Genomic DNA, 14,115 nt, shown 5'->3' with positions numbered 1-14,115 from the left:
AAACACCTGTTGATTTATACAGCCCTTTAGCGCCTAATAGTTAAGCCCTTTTCACTCAAAAAAAAGGAATTTTTATCATCAATCACTAACACAATAAATCGCTCCCCCTGAGTGCGCTAACACCCAGAGGCAGCTAACCAAAACAGATACTGGAGTATCCATCATGGCTAAACGTACTATACCGCCAGAGCTTGGCTCGGCCCAAGAAAAATTTTCATCTTTCCGTAAACTCAAAGTCCGCAAAAGTTACTACGACTACCAACACAACGGTGCTTACACCCACCGCCACCCCACTGAAAGCCCTCCCGTCCCTTGGGTACAAATAAAAGGCTACTGGCTCAACCAGGCAGGCTTCACCATCGGCAGCCCCTTGTCAGTAGAAGTACAGCCGGGGTGTATTATTCTTAAAACGCAGACTTAACCTGCTATAAGACATTCAAGGTAGGCACTTATCAATAGCCTAACTATTTAAACTTTTAATAAGTGCCTGCTCTTTCCTGCCCTATTTACGCATGTAAAAAATGTTAAATTTATTCGTCAGAAACGTCATCGACATTCCTTAATGACTTATCAATAATATCCCCCGCTTCACACCAAAAAAATGGAACACCAATAATCCATTGTGACTGGACACTACAAGCGTTTTAACAGATAGGGATATATCTTGGGTAACACACAGTGAGTATATAGTTATATATCTTCGCCGCGTCGTTACCCCTCCCTTCAATGACTTTTTTCGCCTAACGTAACTACAAGGAATGTTACATGGACTACTACGCCTCTTCTAAACCATTAATCACCCAATTCCGTGAAGGCCATCAGCTGATGCGCTTCACCGCTTTAATGATCCTTTGCTGCTTCGCGGTGGTATTTTATTCCCCCGCAGTGAATGCCACGATTAATGCCGTAGAGGATTATCTGGCCTACAAACCTGAGTACACCGTATTTGCCGATATGGAGGCGGCGCTGGCTGACACCCAACAGCTGGTACAACAATTACAAAGCGTTAATCGCTCATTACAGGGCCCATCCATTCCCACACTGAGCGCTGAAATGCATCAGCAGCGACTACAGCAACAGCTTAAAGAACAGCAGCAAGTGTTTTTTAAACTCGATAAGCAAGCCACCGGTTACTTTGAAGACCAGCTAGAACGTTACCAACGACAGCAACAGTCACCCTCCGTGATTAAAGGGCTAAAACACCAACAGCAGCAATACCGAGACAATAACATATGGCTATTAAGCAGGTTAGAACGGCTATCTATAGGAAAGGGCCCCAAACTCACTGAAGAGTTATCCCAGACCATCGCCCTGCTAGATAAACTCTACCAGCCGGTACAGCACCCCTACGATCAAATAATGCCCTTTGGCCCTTCATCCATTACCAGTGGTGTGCCGGTAAAAAATGCGGCAGACCTTGAAGCCATCCTCGGCCCCAACACCTTAACCAATGCCATTGAGAATGAAGACCGGCCAACATTTACTACGGTAGAAACCACAATAACCCCAGCCATAGAAGCCTTGGCCAATAGCCTGGGTAATGACTATGTCGCCATCTATAACTGGGTGCGAAACAATATTGAATTTATTCCCAGCTACGGCTCACTACAAGGCGCCGACTACACCCTGCAAAGCCGCCGTGGCAATGCCATGGACCAGGCCAGCTTACTGATCGCTTTATTAAAAGCCACCGGTGCCAGTGCGCGTTATGAATATGGCAGTATTCGCCTGACTAACGAAGAAGCGATGAACTGGGCAGGTGGCGTCCGGGCACCGGCAGCGGCCCAAAACCTGTTTGCCCAGGGCGGTGTTCCCGTAGCGCGCCTATCGGTGAATGGTAACAATGACTATATGCTGGTTGACCATGTGTGGGTCAGGCTTTATATCGGCTCTGGCCAATGGGCCTATCTTGACCCCAGCTATAAACAGTATGACTACAGCGAGGGCATGGACCTGCAAAGCGAAGTCGCCTTTGATGCAGAAGCCTTTGCCAATACCTTGGAAAGCACCGCTACCGTCAATGAAACCGAAGGCTGGGTACAGAATGTTAATCAGGCGTTTATTGAAACCGAGCTGGATGATTATCGGCAGGCGCTTGAAGATTACCTGACCAACCAGCAAGCTGATGCCACCGTGGGTGATGTTATAGGCAACAAAACGATCGTCCCCAGAACTGCAAACGTCTTTCCCACCAGTAGTAGCTATTATCAAATCCAACAAAGCCAGCAGTTCTCGCAGGTGCCGGATAACCTGCAATATAAATTTATGTTTCAGCTACAGGACACTTTTGGTGGGGAGTTGCTCAGCCATACCGCTACCACCGTAGAACTGGCAGGAAAATCCTTGGCCGTCTCATTTAATCCAGCCACAACCGCCGATGAACAAGCCCTGCTGGATTACCTGCCTGATGACCCACAGAGTGTTGAAGACTTACCCAATACGATTCCTGCCGGATTAATGAATGTGGTAGGTGAACTTACCATTAACGGCACAGCAGCAGCCACCAGCGCCGCCATGAGCTTTGGGCAGGTCTTACAAACTGAAAAAGGCTACTTCTTCCCCGGCAAGGGCTGGAGTACCACCACCAACCCAATTATCACCGGAGAGTACCAAGCCATAGGACTGGACTACCACGGCCTAGCACCGCAGCAGCTAGAAGCCTTACAAACCAAACTTGAAAATACCAAAACACAATTAGAGGCCGAAAACTTTACGGGGCTAACCAAACACGAGGTTGTAGGTGATCTTATGCAATCGGCAGTGATGAGCTATATGGCCATTACCGATGTACAGTCTAAACTGGCAGCGCGTAGTGGTGATGTGGTCTACTACCGGGAGCCAAGCTACGGCACCTTCCAAACCAATGCTAAACCCAACGGGCTATTAGGTACAGTGTCCAATATAGAGATGATTGGTTTATTAATGGATATGGACTCCATGAAGTTTAATACCGAGTGTAAGGATAATTGTTTGGGTAAGTGGCGGGATTATAATCAGCACATGGGGGCAACGTATTCGGCTTATGAGCATTTGATACCGGAGCAGTTGTTTTCTACAGAAGAGGAGCCTGTTGAGGGTATTAGTGCAGTTAAAGCACTGGCGATAGCTTCCCAGCAAGGTCAAAGGATATATACATTTACTGAAGATAATCTATCTTACCTGAGTGACCTGACCGTGGATCAGGGGACCAAGGATGAAATACTGGCACAGGTACAAGCCGGTATGGTGGCTACAGTGCATCAGCACCCTATTACTTATGCCGGGTGGACAGGTACCGGTTATACGATAGTACATCCTGAGACTGGGGCTGGGAGTTATAAGATTAGTGGGGGCAGTAATGGAGGCAATATTGTAAACCTTGAATCGGTGCCCCAACCTTTAGAATGGCTACTTACCGGCTTAGGCTTGGTCAATAAAACCGCTGGGGTTCTGTCTTTGTTAGTTGCAGCATATAATTACTTATTGAACTGCTGGTTTACAGTTGTTAGCGACGGAGCTTTAGAGAACTCTGTCTTGTTTTTAGGCATGGCGCTATTCCCATTAAGCCAGGTAGGGATTGGGTTGTTAGCTGGATTTTGGATCCCAATACTTTTAAGCATTGCATTAACTGCACTTGCTTTAGTTTTTTATAGTTCTTTGGATGGGGCCTGCAAAAGGCGGACAAACTAATGCAAGGAGGAGCCAGAATGTATAAAAGTAGATTTTTAAAACGACTTTATAAAAACATGGTTACCCCAGCTTTTGGCAATAACAAACTGGCAATACCTATGTCTCATTTCGTGATTTCAGCTTTCTTTTTAGTACTTAATGTGTATGGAAAAATAACCGGAGAAATACCATCATATAGTGGTTATATCGTTGCTAGCGAGTCTCCAAGAGATTTTTATCAAGGTCTGGATCATCTTTTATGGATGGCGATGATAACTGTTTTTTTAGGGATGATTTTATGTGTAATTAATTTTTATCCTAAAGAAAAAGATTAGCTTTTTATCAACCAAAGGCACAGCCCAAACCAAGCCCCCCCAAAGAACTAAGGGCACAGTCTCTAATATTGAGGTGATCGGCCTATTGATGGATATGGATTCCATGAAGTTTAATACGGAGTGTAAGGATAACTGTTTGGAAAAATGGCGTGATTATAATCAGCAGATGGGGGCGACCTACTCGGCTTATGAGCACTTGATACCGGAACAGTTGTTTTCAACGGAGGATGAACCGGTTGGGGGTATTAGTGCAGTTAAGGCACTGGCGATAGCTTCACAGCAAGGGCAACGGATATATACATTTACTGAAGATAATCTATCTTACCTGAGTGACCTGACGGTGGATCAGGGGACCAAGGATGAAATACAGGCACAAGTGAATAATGGGATGGTGGCTACGGTTCATCAGCATCCAATTACTTATGCTGGGTGGACAGGAACGGGGTATACCATAGTTCATCCTGAGACTGGGGCTGGGAGTTATAAGATTAGTGGGGGGAGTGATGGAAGTATTGTAATCGCGGTACTTTCTGCCTTAACTAATATTGCAGCAACGGGGTTTTCGATTGCATCAACAGGCTTGAAAGTTTTAGCAAAACTAGAATCCTTAGCTGTGGTCGCTAGGCATTTTTCTGCGATAGGGGTTCTAGTAAGTGTTTTGGATGCAGCAGGTTCCGGCTGTAGTGTGAGTGAGTTGTTAGGTGTAATCCTTGTAGGTCTATTGCCATTTTTAGTTTCATTGGCACTTGCTACTGTAATTCTAGGGCCAATTATTATATTGCTTATCAATATTTTGGTTTCTCAACTAGCGGGATTGTTGCAGGATGCTTTAATAGGTCGCTGCAACAGGTCAGATAATTAATAGGAGGATCAATTATGGTGGTAATGCAGCAATATAATGGAGGGTTTTCGGTTGGAAAAGGAGAAGAATATATATTTGATATAAGAATCAGTAATCCACTTTTTTGGGGTTTACTGTTTATAAAGATGGCAATCCTATCGCTACTGTAAAGAGAAAGTTACTATCGCTAGGCTATAAATACGAAGTAAGAAAAAACAAAATTATTGCAGGAAATATAATCTATAAAGTTAGGCACGGCAATGTTATCTACAATAATAATATGTTGTCTTGTAATTGGCCTAAGATAATAATTGAGAATGAGAATGAGAGTGGGAAGGGGATTTTTTTTGCAAGATCTTTAGAGGACGATGAAAGGTTTGAAGTTTTTCTTACAGGCACAGCAATGGATACTGTATATATTTCAATGCTAGCCATAAACATTCTTCATAGAAAGAGTGTTTATGGATAGACCGAAGGGTAATAGGGCCTACGATCAATGGCGCTCAATAGGGCCAGAGTCATTGGTCAAAAACTCCACCTAAAATCCATAAATTCTCAACGACTCTGACCCCACTGACCTTTTATGACCGCAGGACTAACGTTTCTCGCATTTAGTCAGGGCTTTAACCCTATAACAATGTTTGTAGTTAATCAGTTGGCAGCAGTTATGCTATCGACGTTTGCAGAAAGGATGGTGGGGCTTACATGCGGCTCTGGTGGTTACGAATAAAGGCGACAAAATGACAATAGAATATTTTCTAAGCATACAAGATAAAATAGAGATTAATAAACGATGTATACCAAGAAGTAAGGGGCATGACATTCTATTTTTTGTATTTTATTTTGTGACCTTATTTATTCTTTTTGTCACTTACATAAATTCTGATATTTTAAATATATTTACGCTAATCATGATGTCATTTATTTCGGCAGCTATTGTTTATATGACCAGAAAATATCTTTTTTATATAACCCATATTGGTGCGGATAAAATTTACAAAGACTCCATCGTGACGCTGGAGATTGGAGAAATATATATCGAATGTATTGAAGAGCATAGGCATGAGAGCACAGGAAGAATTGGTAAAGAAGTACTTAAAAGGAGAACAAATGATGTTCAAAAGTTTTTTTCAGATAAGGAGTTTTTATATATCGTCTTCTGTTTTTCAGTCATAGGCATACCTCTTATCAGCTTATCAAAAGAAAACAATGAGCATATTTTAATGCTAAACAAGGTCAATAAATGCTAACTCGCTGCGCCATTCAGTTCAGGTTTTCCTTTTATGTTATCGGGTTAATTACTAAACAAAAATAATCAATAATCAATAATCAAGGGGTCAGACTCCTTGATTATTGTGAGCAAGAAGTTAAGGTGGAATTATCATGGTGCCTGCCCCCTTGATTGTACATCAGTTTTTAGTTTTTTTGTCTATGATAGCAGCCTTGCTTGCAGGAGGGTGATTTGAATAATACATTGAAGAAGTATTGTATCCACATATTATATATGAGCACTTTTTTTACTGCACTTTGGGCTATATTTATTTTTTACTTTGACCTTAATTATCTTGAGTTTTTCTTAGGGCCTTTATTGCTATAGAAACTCTCTATAGCTTTTTTATTTTTCAGTCAATAAGATAAAATGAAAACTCAAGAAAATATGAAAAAAGAAGACAATAATACCTTTTATTATGATGATGTTAACGAAGTCAAAATTGTTGAATTACTCAATCTTCATCAAGAAATCGATATTTTTCTTGAAAGAAAGCAAGCCATCTTAATGGATTATCTATTACTGCAAATAAAGTATGATGTGTCTATATGGAACCCATTAAAAATTTTCTGCATGCTCTATCAAATTTTACTTTCTATAATTAATTTTGAAAAAGTTGTAAGTCTTTCTTTTGGTTATGAGGGGCTGCACAAGATAAGAAGAGTCTGCCAGTGGAAGGACGTTAATATAGACAAGCGCCAGACCGATCAATATGAAATATTTTGTATAAGGGAGGCAGTGAAAAAATAGTAATTATCTCCATAGGCTCTCAAGGACCCTGAACCCATTGATCTCACCGGAGAGTACCAGGCGATAGGCCTAGACTACCACGGCCTATCACCGCAGCAGCTAGAAGCCTTACAAACCAAACTTGAAAATACCAAAACACAATTAGAGGCCGAAAACTTTACGGGGCTAACCAAACACGAGGTTGTAGGTGATCTTATGCAATCGGCAGTGATGAGCTATATGGCCATTACCAATGTACAGTCTAAACTGGCAGCGCGTAGTGGTGATGTGATCTACTACCGGGAGCCAAGCTATGGCACCTTCCAAACCAATGCCAAGCCTAATGGGTTATTGGGCACAGTCTCTAATATTGAGATGATCGGCCTATTGATGGATATGGATTCCATGAAGTTTAATACGGAGTGCAAGGATAACTGTTTGGAAAAATGGCGTGATTATAATCAGCAGATGGGGGCGACCTACTCGGCTTATGAGCACTTGATACCGGAACAGTTGTTTTCAACGGAGGATGAACCGGTTGAGGGTATTAGTGCCGTTAAAGCACTGGCGATAGCTTCACAGCAAGGTCAAAGGATATATACATTTACTGAAGATAATCTATCTTACTTGAATGACCTGACGGTAGATCAGGGGACCAAGGATGAAATACAGGCACAGGTACAAGCTGGCATGGTGGCTACAGTGCATCAGCATCCAATTACTTATGCTGGGTGGGCAGGTACCGGTTATACGATAGTACATCCTGAGACTGGGGCTGGGAGTTATAAGATAAGTGGAGGAAGTAATGGCGGGGTTCTCTTGGCCTTAATTTGGACAGCAATTGCAGCATATGCCGTTTTATTTTCCACTATTTTCCTTGTTGGCCTTCTGACAACTCCATTTATTGCAGGTGGTATTTTATTGGGCATGCTTGGTGGAATAAACTCTATTTACAAAGTAAGCAAACAGTGTTCTGGTCTTGAATATATCATTACTTCCTTTATTATTTCACTAACCTCGATAATTGGTTTATTTTTTCCTCCAGCACCCGGGTATCTTTCATTCCTAATTATGAACTCGCTGCCAGAACCAGAAGGATGTTTATAATGAATGGAATATTAGTGTATTTTTTTTGCATCACGGTCTTGGGGCTAAATCTTTACTTAATTAAGATCTATTCCGAAAAGTGGGCTAAAAATAAAAACGACAGGTATATATCTTCAAAATTTAGATTGGCATTTTTGGCTTTTGGCTGCGCATCAATACTCTCTTCTTATCTAATCCTCAACGAGGTCTATTTTAAAGAAAACAAAATAGACATCATTGTTATTTTAGCCAGCACATTGTTATCCGCTTTTTTGGGCATACATGGAATTTATGCATTTTTCTCTTCACTTTTTCTGAAAACAAGTAGCTTATATAGTTGGAGCAAGTGGCTCCTTAACACTCGCGACTATAAACTTTGGTAAGCAGTAGTTACAACTTATGATCAATGACTCACTCTGACCCCATTGATCGTAGAGTTCAGCTCCGAAAGAAAAGATGATGGGGCGATAAAATTTCATGCGTCGATATCACAAGCATTTATTGAAGCATTCGGACAAGACTTTGGGACAGGCCCCCTGCCCTCCAGTTGGGCCAGAGCTTGGCTCGGCCCAAGAAAAATTTTCATCTTTCCGTAAACTCAAAGTCCGCAAAAGTTACTACGACTACCAACACAACGGTGCTTACACCCACCGCCACCCCACTGAAAGCCCTCCCGTCCCTTGGGTACAAATAAAAGGCTACTGGCTCAACCAGACAGGCTTCACCATCGGCAGCCCATTGTCAGTAGAAGTACAGCCGGGGTGTATTATTCTTAAGACGCAGACTTAGTCTGCCAGGGTAATTTTGGTAAGGCATTTGTAAAAGGTTAAATATTTGAACTCTTAACGAATACCTCCCCCTTTGGCCTTTATAAATTATATTTTATGCACAAAGGAGAATTACAATGGCGCCACTCCAGATCTGGACTCTGGAAAAAAGCGTTAGTTATCACAACAAGGAGCAATATATTATGGATAGATTCTCAGGACCCGAAGATATTTACGAAGAGCTAGTTGAAAATGCCCCGGAAGACGAAGAATGGTTATTTGGGCTAGTTGCATTTGCTGTTCTTGAAGAGCAAAAAATCGAATGGATAAAACACCAAACAGAAAATAACGGTGGGCCACCCTCAAAACACGATATTGATAACTGGTACAACCAGCTGCCCTCAGGCGCCCTGCTAAGAGCAAAAGATACCGCTGAAGCCAGACTCACCAGCTATGCCAATGATTCTATCAATGCCTATCTGGATGATTTTCAAAAGGAAATCGAAGAGGGGGTTATTGTTGGCGAAATTCAAGAGATCAAGAAATTTTGGCCACAGTTTGGCGTTAACCTTGCTGGTGGCTTTATTAGCACGCTTTTGTTTGCTGCACTTCTGACTCTCGTTGCCTTTTTCGTATACAATGACACATCTCCAGTTGAAATTGGCAGCAAATTAGGAGAATACACAGAGGACATTAGTAATGAGTAAACATGAGATTACTAGTAAAAGAGCATCATCAGTAGCAGCTAAGGTTTTAAGAAGTAAAAGCTCCAATAAGGCTGCAAAATCTGCTGCGGGCTCAGCGTTATCACAGACTAAAGCTCAAGGAAAAGTCACCTCAATTAAAGCCGCTTCTGCAGCTTCCAAGACTTTACGTAGTCGTGGGTCAAGTAAATCCGCCAAGTCATCTGCAGGCTCTGCTCTAACTCAACGTCCAAATCAACAGGGTTAGCCAACAATTGAGGTAGGCAGGTGCTTGCCAGAAGAATCAAGGTGTCAGACTCCTTGCTTATTCTGACCAAGAAGTTAAGGTGTAATTTTCATGGTGTCTGCCCCCTTGATTGCTTGATTGAAACTGGAACTATTATGACTACACCCATTCCTAACCGCCCAAGCGGCGTTGTTCTTGGCGACAAAGCCGCACAAATCACCATTGATGCCTTTGTTGATATTCAGTGCCCACATTCACGCACAATCTGGCCGACTTTACTTGAGGTCATGAAGCACTACGAGCAAGCATCGGTCAGCCTCAAAGTTCACCTGATCACATTGAGCAATCATCGTCAAGCCTGGGATATGAGCTTAGGGTTATTCGCCTTAGCCGAGGGTAATGCCACTACCTTTTATAACTTCGCTACCTTTCTCTATGAAAGACAGGATGAATTTTATAATGCCGCCTTTATGCATAAAACACACGATGATCTAAGGCAGCTGATCGCTGACAAAGCCGAACAGCATTTGACTATTGATCGCTCAAAGTTTCTCGACAGGATGAATGACAACGACATTTATACGCTGGCCCGAACACCGATTCGCTACGCCGCAACAAAATCCGTCTGGGCAACTCCTACCGTGTTTATTAACAATGGCGGCAATGTTCCTGTTGATCACTTATCAACGCTGGCAGACTGGCAAAAGGTGATTAATCCCTTATTGGGCACTGGAGTAAATAGATAACAATCACGCTATGCTTGAAAGCATAAAAACGTTAGCTCACATCAGGAGATAAAGAGATGTCTGATCACCAAATTTTCTCCATGGCCTTCTCAAAAATTTATCCTCTCTATGTCCAAAAGGCTGAGAGGAAGAACAGAACGGAAGAGGAAGTTATCCAAATTATTGGCTGGCTCACCGGTTTTAGCGCAGACGGCCTGACAAAGCAGGTTGACAGCGACAATGATCTGGCCACCTTCTTTGCCGAAGCGCCGGCAATAAATCCCAACGTATCGCTTATTAAGGGCGTTGTCTGTGGCGTTCGTGTTGAAGAGGTCGAAGACCCCCTGATGCGCAAGATTCGATACCTCGACAAGTTGGTTGATGAGCTTGCCAAGGGCAAAGCCATGGAAAAGATTTTGCGGTCATAAAGTGGCGCTGGCTTCAAAGTGCTATACCAGCACTGTCGCGAAAGTAAAAAATTGTGGAATGAGGGACATAATATGCCAACTATGCTGATCACACTGAAAATTTATCCGGGTCGCGAGGCCGAATACGACGGCCTTCAAAAACAATTGATGAAGGATGTGGCTGAGTTCGAACCGGGTGCCGAGGTTTTTCAGGTACGCCGGTCGGCCGAGGATCCACTTCGATATGTGTTCTTTATGTCCTTCAAGAATGATGCCGCGCTACAGCGCTATATCGATGCGGAATACCACACGACTATGTCACCCAAGGCATTGGACTGTATTGACGGCGAGCCGGTGATAGAGAATCTAGTAGATTTCAGGTAGAGGCTGCGATTAATCCATAAACACTGTGTTAATACCAAAATAAAATGATAAAAATAATACTCTCAAACCTTATTACCTTAGCCCTACTCCACTCTGTCATCGTTTCAGCACAGCAGCACCCCTCGGGTCAAAAAGAATGGCGAATGGCTGGCTTCTCGCTATTATTTAATGAAAACTGCGCCGTTTGTCATGGTGAAAATCTAAAGGGCGCGGCGCAAGGGCCTGCACTTATTGGTAAGCCACTGATTAATGGCGATGATATGGATAGCCTTGTCGCCAGTATATCGAAGGGCAATAGCGCTAAAGGGATGCCAGCTTGGTCGGGCATCTTGAGCAAACTGCAAATTAATAATTTAGCGCTTTATATTGCCGAGCGCAGATCAGGCCTTACTTATACCGATTTTAATATCGATAACACGCTACTGATTAATCAGGACCCTATTCAAACCCAGCACCACACTATTAAGCTGCAAACCGTCATTACAGACCTTGACCCACTCCCTTTTTCTATCGAACCCCTGCCCGACGGACGTATACTTTTAACAGAAAAAATGCGCGGCCTTAGTATTATTTCAAAGGACGGAAAACAGTCTGCACTGATTAAAGGCACCCCAAAGGTCTATAGCGATACGGGTACGCCAGATGTTGGCTTGCTCAATGGCTTGGGTTGGCTGCTTGATGTGGCGATTCACCCTGATTACCTTAACAACGGCTGGGTTTATCTTCACTATGGAGACCGTTGCAGTGACTGTAACAAGGTGAGCCGTGAGAATAAATTGCCCGTTTCAATGAATAAGATTGTTAGGGGAAGAATAAACAATGGGCAATGGATTGATCAGCAAGTGATTTGGCAAGCAAGCCTTGAGCATTATGGCATGATCCCGGATACGGCAGCGGGTGGTCGGCTGAGTTTTGATCAACAGGGGCACTTGTTTTTTAGTGTTGGCCTTAAAGGCAATGATAACCACACGGGGGTACAGGACCTAACTACGCCTTGGGGGAAAATTCATCGCGTCAACGATGATGGGTCTATTCCCGAAGATAATCCATTTACGAAGTCGCCTAAGGCATTGAAGAGCATTTGGGCCTATGGTTTCCGTAGCCCGCAGGGATTAGAGTTTAATACTAGAACGAATGAACTATGGGTTACGGATATGGGCCCCCGTGGCGGTGATGAGGTCAATCTGATATTTCCGGGTAAAAACTATGGCTGGCCTTTGTATTCTAAAGGTGTCAATTACGACAGCACGCCTGTTGAGTACGGTAAAAAACTGGGTATCGATTTCAAGATGGCCGATATAGAGCAACCGATTGTTGATCTTACCCCCTCACCCGCTGTGTCCAGTTTTATCATTTACCAGGATAAGCATTTTCCAAAGTGGAATAATCACTTAATTGTCGGATCACTCAAAGCAAGAAAACTCTACCGAATGAAGATTGAAGATGGCGTGCTAATCGAGAATGAGGTATTAATTGAAAACCTGGCAAGAATACGTGATATTGAAATAGCTAATAGCGGTGAAATATTATTGTTACTCGAACATGGGAGTGGCGGTCAAATACTAAAAATTACTAGTACCAGTTATTAAACGGCCCCACCTAAGCTTGGCATACCTCACTCAGCAAGAATCTGTTGTTTTATAGCAGCAACAGCCTCTCGCCCCTGCAATTTATACATCGCGGCTATAGGCACTTTCAACATAGGGTCACGGGGCGTAGAGACAGTATCAAAATTGACTTTGACCCGCCCTGCCGTAGAGGTCACCAAAATGCTCTCAGCAAAGCGTAACTGAGAATGCCTTCTGGAAAGCACAAAGAGATAAAACTGACTGGGGCCGGTTTGTATAATCAATGACTGCTGGTCAATCACTTCCCAGCCATCCAGCTTCCAGTTATTAATTGAGCTTACCGACTCCAACTCGGGAAATTGATAACGAGCCATCGCTTCCTGATTATCGATACTGCTGGCGCAGCCAATCAGGACCAGACTCAAAATAAGTACTAAGCCATTATTTAGTCTAAGCATACCATTGACCTCCGGGTAGATAACCCACTTAGTATAAACCAGCCTATCGGCTTCTAACAGGCACCACCTGAACGGCGATAATGGCTGCAAACATCATGGCACAACCAAGATACCCAATAGCATCCAACCTGTCAGTTAAAAACCATGCGGCAAATATTGCGGCAAATACACTTTCTGAAGATAACAATATCGCCGCCTCAGCTTCGCCAGTATAGCGCTGGCCAATCGCTTGTAGCGTAAAGGCAAAGGCACCAGCAATTAAGGCCGCGTAAATAATTTCTGGTAGCGCCGCCATTAAAGGGGCTATTGCCAACGGCGGCTCCAGACTCACCCACCACCAACCCGCCAAACCATGCCCCACCAACCCTAACAAGCCACAGCAGGCAAATTGTACAGTAGCAACAAACACCGGACGCTCGGTTTGCTGAGCGATTTTCCCCATCATAATCACCTGTACCGCCCAAAATACTGCGCCTGCAATAACTAATAGATCGCCGGTATTTAAGCCGCCAATATGGCCACCGCCCAATAAAAATATTCCCAGTAAACAGCTTAGCGCTACAGGCCAAATTACCCAGTGTTGTTTTTCTCCTAAAAAGACCCACAAAATAAAAGGCACAAAGACAACATAGAGGCCGGTTAAAAACCCTGCATTGGTAACGGTGGTAGTCAGTAAACCGATTTGCTGGAGAATCATGCCAGTGAAAAATACCAGCCCAAGCAGCAGCATAGATTTCCATTGTTTATCAGAGAACGTTAGTGGTTTATCCAACGGGATTTTTGATCGCTCATATAAAGCGAAGGGTAAGACCGCTAATGCGGCAAGGCAAAAGCGAAGGCCCACAAATAAGAAGGGGCCAATATCCTGCATGGCGGTTTGTTGGGCGATAAAGCCCACACCCCAGGTTAGGCCGGTAAGCAGTAAGAGAAGGTTGGCTGTGTAGCGGGACATTTTTATTTTCCAACT

At 43.4% G+C, this 14,115-nt stretch carries 16 protein-coding genes; 14 read left to right on the top strand and 2 right to left on the bottom strand.

The genetic code is table 11. The features are described from left to right. The first annotated feature begins 163 nt into the window (after positions 1-163). The 14 genes from BST96_RS09480 to BST96_RS09405 all read left to right on the top strand — a co-directional run bounded on the left by BST96_RS09480 (position 164) and on the right by BST96_RS09405 (position 12,711). Complete coding sequence (locus tag BST96_RS09480; RefSeq protein ID WP_085758478.1) at positions 164-421, top strand: SymE family type I addiction module toxin; 258 nt, start codon at positions 164-166, stop codon at positions 419-421. A 344-nt stretch (positions 422-765) separates the two neighbouring features. Then, positions 766-3,669, top strand: coding sequence for a transglutaminase-like domain-containing protein (locus tag BST96_RS09475; protein WP_085758477.1), 2,904 nt, complete (start codon positions 766-768; stop codon positions 3,667-3,669). 17 nt (positions 3,670-3,686) lie between these two features. Beyond that, positions 3,687-3,983 carry a hypothetical protein gene (locus BST96_RS09470; protein WP_157117917.1) on the top strand — a complete coding sequence of 99 codons (297 nt, stop codon included), beginning with the start codon at positions 3,687-3,689 and terminating at the stop codon, positions 3,981-3,983. A 136-nt stretch (positions 3,984-4,119) separates the two neighbouring features. Beyond that, positions 4,120-4,845, top strand: a complete 726-nt coding sequence (locus BST96_RS09465) for a hypothetical protein (protein ID WP_157117916.1) — start codon at positions 4,120-4,122, stop codon at positions 4,843-4,845. Positions 4,846-5,564: 719 nt separating this feature from the next. Next, on the top strand, positions 5,565-6,074 hold the full coding sequence (locus tag BST96_RS09455; protein WP_085758473.1) for a hypothetical protein: 510 nt from the start codon (positions 5,565-5,567) through the stop codon (positions 6,072-6,074). Positions 6,075-6,463: 389 nt separating this feature from the next. Continuing rightward, entirely contained in the window at positions 6,464-6,844 is a 381-nt protein-coding gene (locus tag BST96_RS09450; protein ID WP_085758472.1) for a hypothetical protein, read from the top strand. A 195-nt stretch (positions 6,845-7,039) separates the two neighbouring features. Then, positions 7,040-7,930 (top strand): hypothetical protein, encoded by an 891-nt coding sequence (locus tag BST96_RS09445; RefSeq protein ID WP_085758471.1) that lies wholly within the window; start codon positions 7,040-7,042, stop codon positions 7,928-7,930. A gap of 456 nt (positions 7,931-8,386) precedes the next feature. Then, positions 8,387-8,698: a SymE family type I addiction module toxin gene (locus tag BST96_RS21465; RefSeq protein ID WP_085758469.1), complete on the top strand. Its 312-nt coding sequence runs from the start codon at positions 8,387-8,389 to the stop codon at positions 8,696-8,698. A gap of 115 nt (positions 8,699-8,813) precedes the next feature. Beyond that, positions 8,814-9,383 carry a hypothetical protein gene (locus tag BST96_RS09430; RefSeq protein WP_206045430.1) on the top strand — a complete coding sequence of 190 codons (570 nt, stop codon included), beginning with the start codon at positions 8,814-8,816 and terminating at the stop codon, positions 9,381-9,383. Beyond that, entirely contained in the window at positions 9,376-9,627 is a 252-nt protein-coding gene (locus BST96_RS09425) for a hypothetical protein (protein WP_085758468.1), read from the top strand. The genes BST96_RS09430 and BST96_RS09425 overlap by 8 nt, the downstream gene beginning before the upstream one ends. A gap of 134 nt (positions 9,628-9,761) precedes the next feature. Next, positions 9,762-10,352: a DsbA family protein gene (locus BST96_RS09420; protein ID WP_085758467.1), complete on the top strand. Its 591-nt coding sequence runs from the start codon at positions 9,762-9,764 to the stop codon at positions 10,350-10,352. Positions 10,353-10,408: 56 nt separating this feature from the next. Next, a complete protein-coding gene (locus BST96_RS09415; protein WP_085758466.1) occupies positions 10,409-10,759 on the top strand; it encodes a DUF2200 domain-containing protein in 351 nt (116 codons plus the stop codon). Between the two features lie 72 nt (positions 10,760-10,831). Further along, complete coding sequence (locus BST96_RS09410) at positions 10,832-11,122, top strand: putative quinol monooxygenase (protein WP_085758465.1); 291 nt, start codon at positions 10,832-10,834, stop codon at positions 11,120-11,122. Between the two features lie 143 nt (positions 11,123-11,265). Further along, positions 11,266-12,711 (top strand): PQQ-dependent sugar dehydrogenase, encoded by a 1,446-nt coding sequence (locus BST96_RS09405; RefSeq protein ID WP_169713958.1) that lies wholly within the window; start codon positions 11,266-11,268, stop codon positions 12,709-12,711. Between the two features lie 26 nt (positions 12,712-12,737). Here BST96_RS09405 and BST96_RS09400 read toward each other — a convergent pair whose 3' ends face one another. Continuing rightward, entirely contained in the window at positions 12,738-13,148 is a 411-nt protein-coding gene (locus tag BST96_RS09400) for a DUF6491 family protein (RefSeq protein ID WP_085758463.1), read from the bottom strand. Between the two features lie 43 nt (positions 13,149-13,191). Then, positions 13,192-14,100 (bottom strand): DMT family transporter, encoded by a 909-nt coding sequence (locus BST96_RS09395; RefSeq protein ID WP_085758462.1) that lies wholly within the window; start codon positions 14,098-14,100, stop codon positions 13,192-13,194. Between the last annotated feature and the right edge of the window lie 15 nt (positions 14,101-14,115).

The sequence above is a fragment of the Oceanicoccus sagamiensis genome (assembly GCF_002117105.1).
In the GTDB taxonomy this organism is placed as follows: domain Bacteria; phylum Pseudomonadota; class Gammaproteobacteria; order Pseudomonadales; family Dasaniaceae; genus Oceanicoccus; species Oceanicoccus sagamiensis.
Note: the sequence above shows the minus strand (reverse complement) of the source record. Positions and strands in the feature narration are given on the sequence as shown.

Coding starts and splice junctions, on each gene's coding strand:
- BST96_RS09395 (WP_085758462.1), bottom strand. CDS start 14,100: ATGTCCCGCTACACAGCCAACCTTCTCTTACTGCTTACCGGCCTAACC.
- BST96_RS09425 (WP_085758468.1), top strand. CDS start 9,376: ATGAGTAAACATGAGATTACTAGTAAAAGAGCATCATCAGTAGCAGCT.
- BST96_RS09450 (WP_085758472.1), top strand. CDS start 6,464: ATGAAAACTCAAGAAAATATGAAAAAAGAAGACAATAATACCTTTTAT.
- BST96_RS09475 (WP_085758477.1), top strand. CDS start 766: ATGGACTACTACGCCTCTTCTAAACCATTAATCACCCAATTCCGTGAA.
- BST96_RS09410 (WP_085758465.1), top strand. CDS start 10,832: ATGCCAACTATGCTGATCACACTGAAAATTTATCCGGGTCGCGAGGCC.
- BST96_RS21465 (WP_085758469.1), top strand. CDS start 8,387: ATGCGTCGATATCACAAGCATTTATTGAAGCATTCGGACAAGACTTTG.
- BST96_RS09415 (WP_085758466.1), top strand. CDS start 10,409: ATGTCTGATCACCAAATTTTCTCCATGGCCTTCTCAAAAATTTATCCT.
- BST96_RS09455 (WP_085758473.1), top strand. CDS start 5,565: ATGACAATAGAATATTTTCTAAGCATACAAGATAAAATAGAGATTAAT.
- BST96_RS09420 (WP_085758467.1), top strand. CDS start 9,762: ATGACTACACCCATTCCTAACCGCCCAAGCGGCGTTGTTCTTGGCGAC.
- BST96_RS09400 (WP_085758463.1), bottom strand. CDS start 13,148: ATGCTTAGACTAAATAATGGCTTAGTACTTATTTTGAGTCTGGTCCTG.
- BST96_RS09480 (WP_085758478.1), top strand. CDS start 164: ATGGCTAAACGTACTATACCGCCAGAGCTTGGCTCGGCCCAAGAAAAA.
- BST96_RS09430 (WP_206045430.1), top strand. CDS start 8,814: ATGGCGCCACTCCAGATCTGGACTCTGGAAAAAAGCGTTAGTTATCAC.
- BST96_RS09405 (WP_169713958.1), top strand. CDS start 11,266: ATGGCTGGCTTCTCGCTATTATTTAATGAAAACTGCGCCGTTTGTCAT.
- BST96_RS09470 (WP_157117917.1), top strand. CDS start 3,687: ATGTATAAAAGTAGATTTTTAAAACGACTTTATAAAAACATGGTTACC.
- BST96_RS09445 (WP_085758471.1), top strand. CDS start 7,040: ATGCAATCGGCAGTGATGAGCTATATGGCCATTACCAATGTACAGTCT.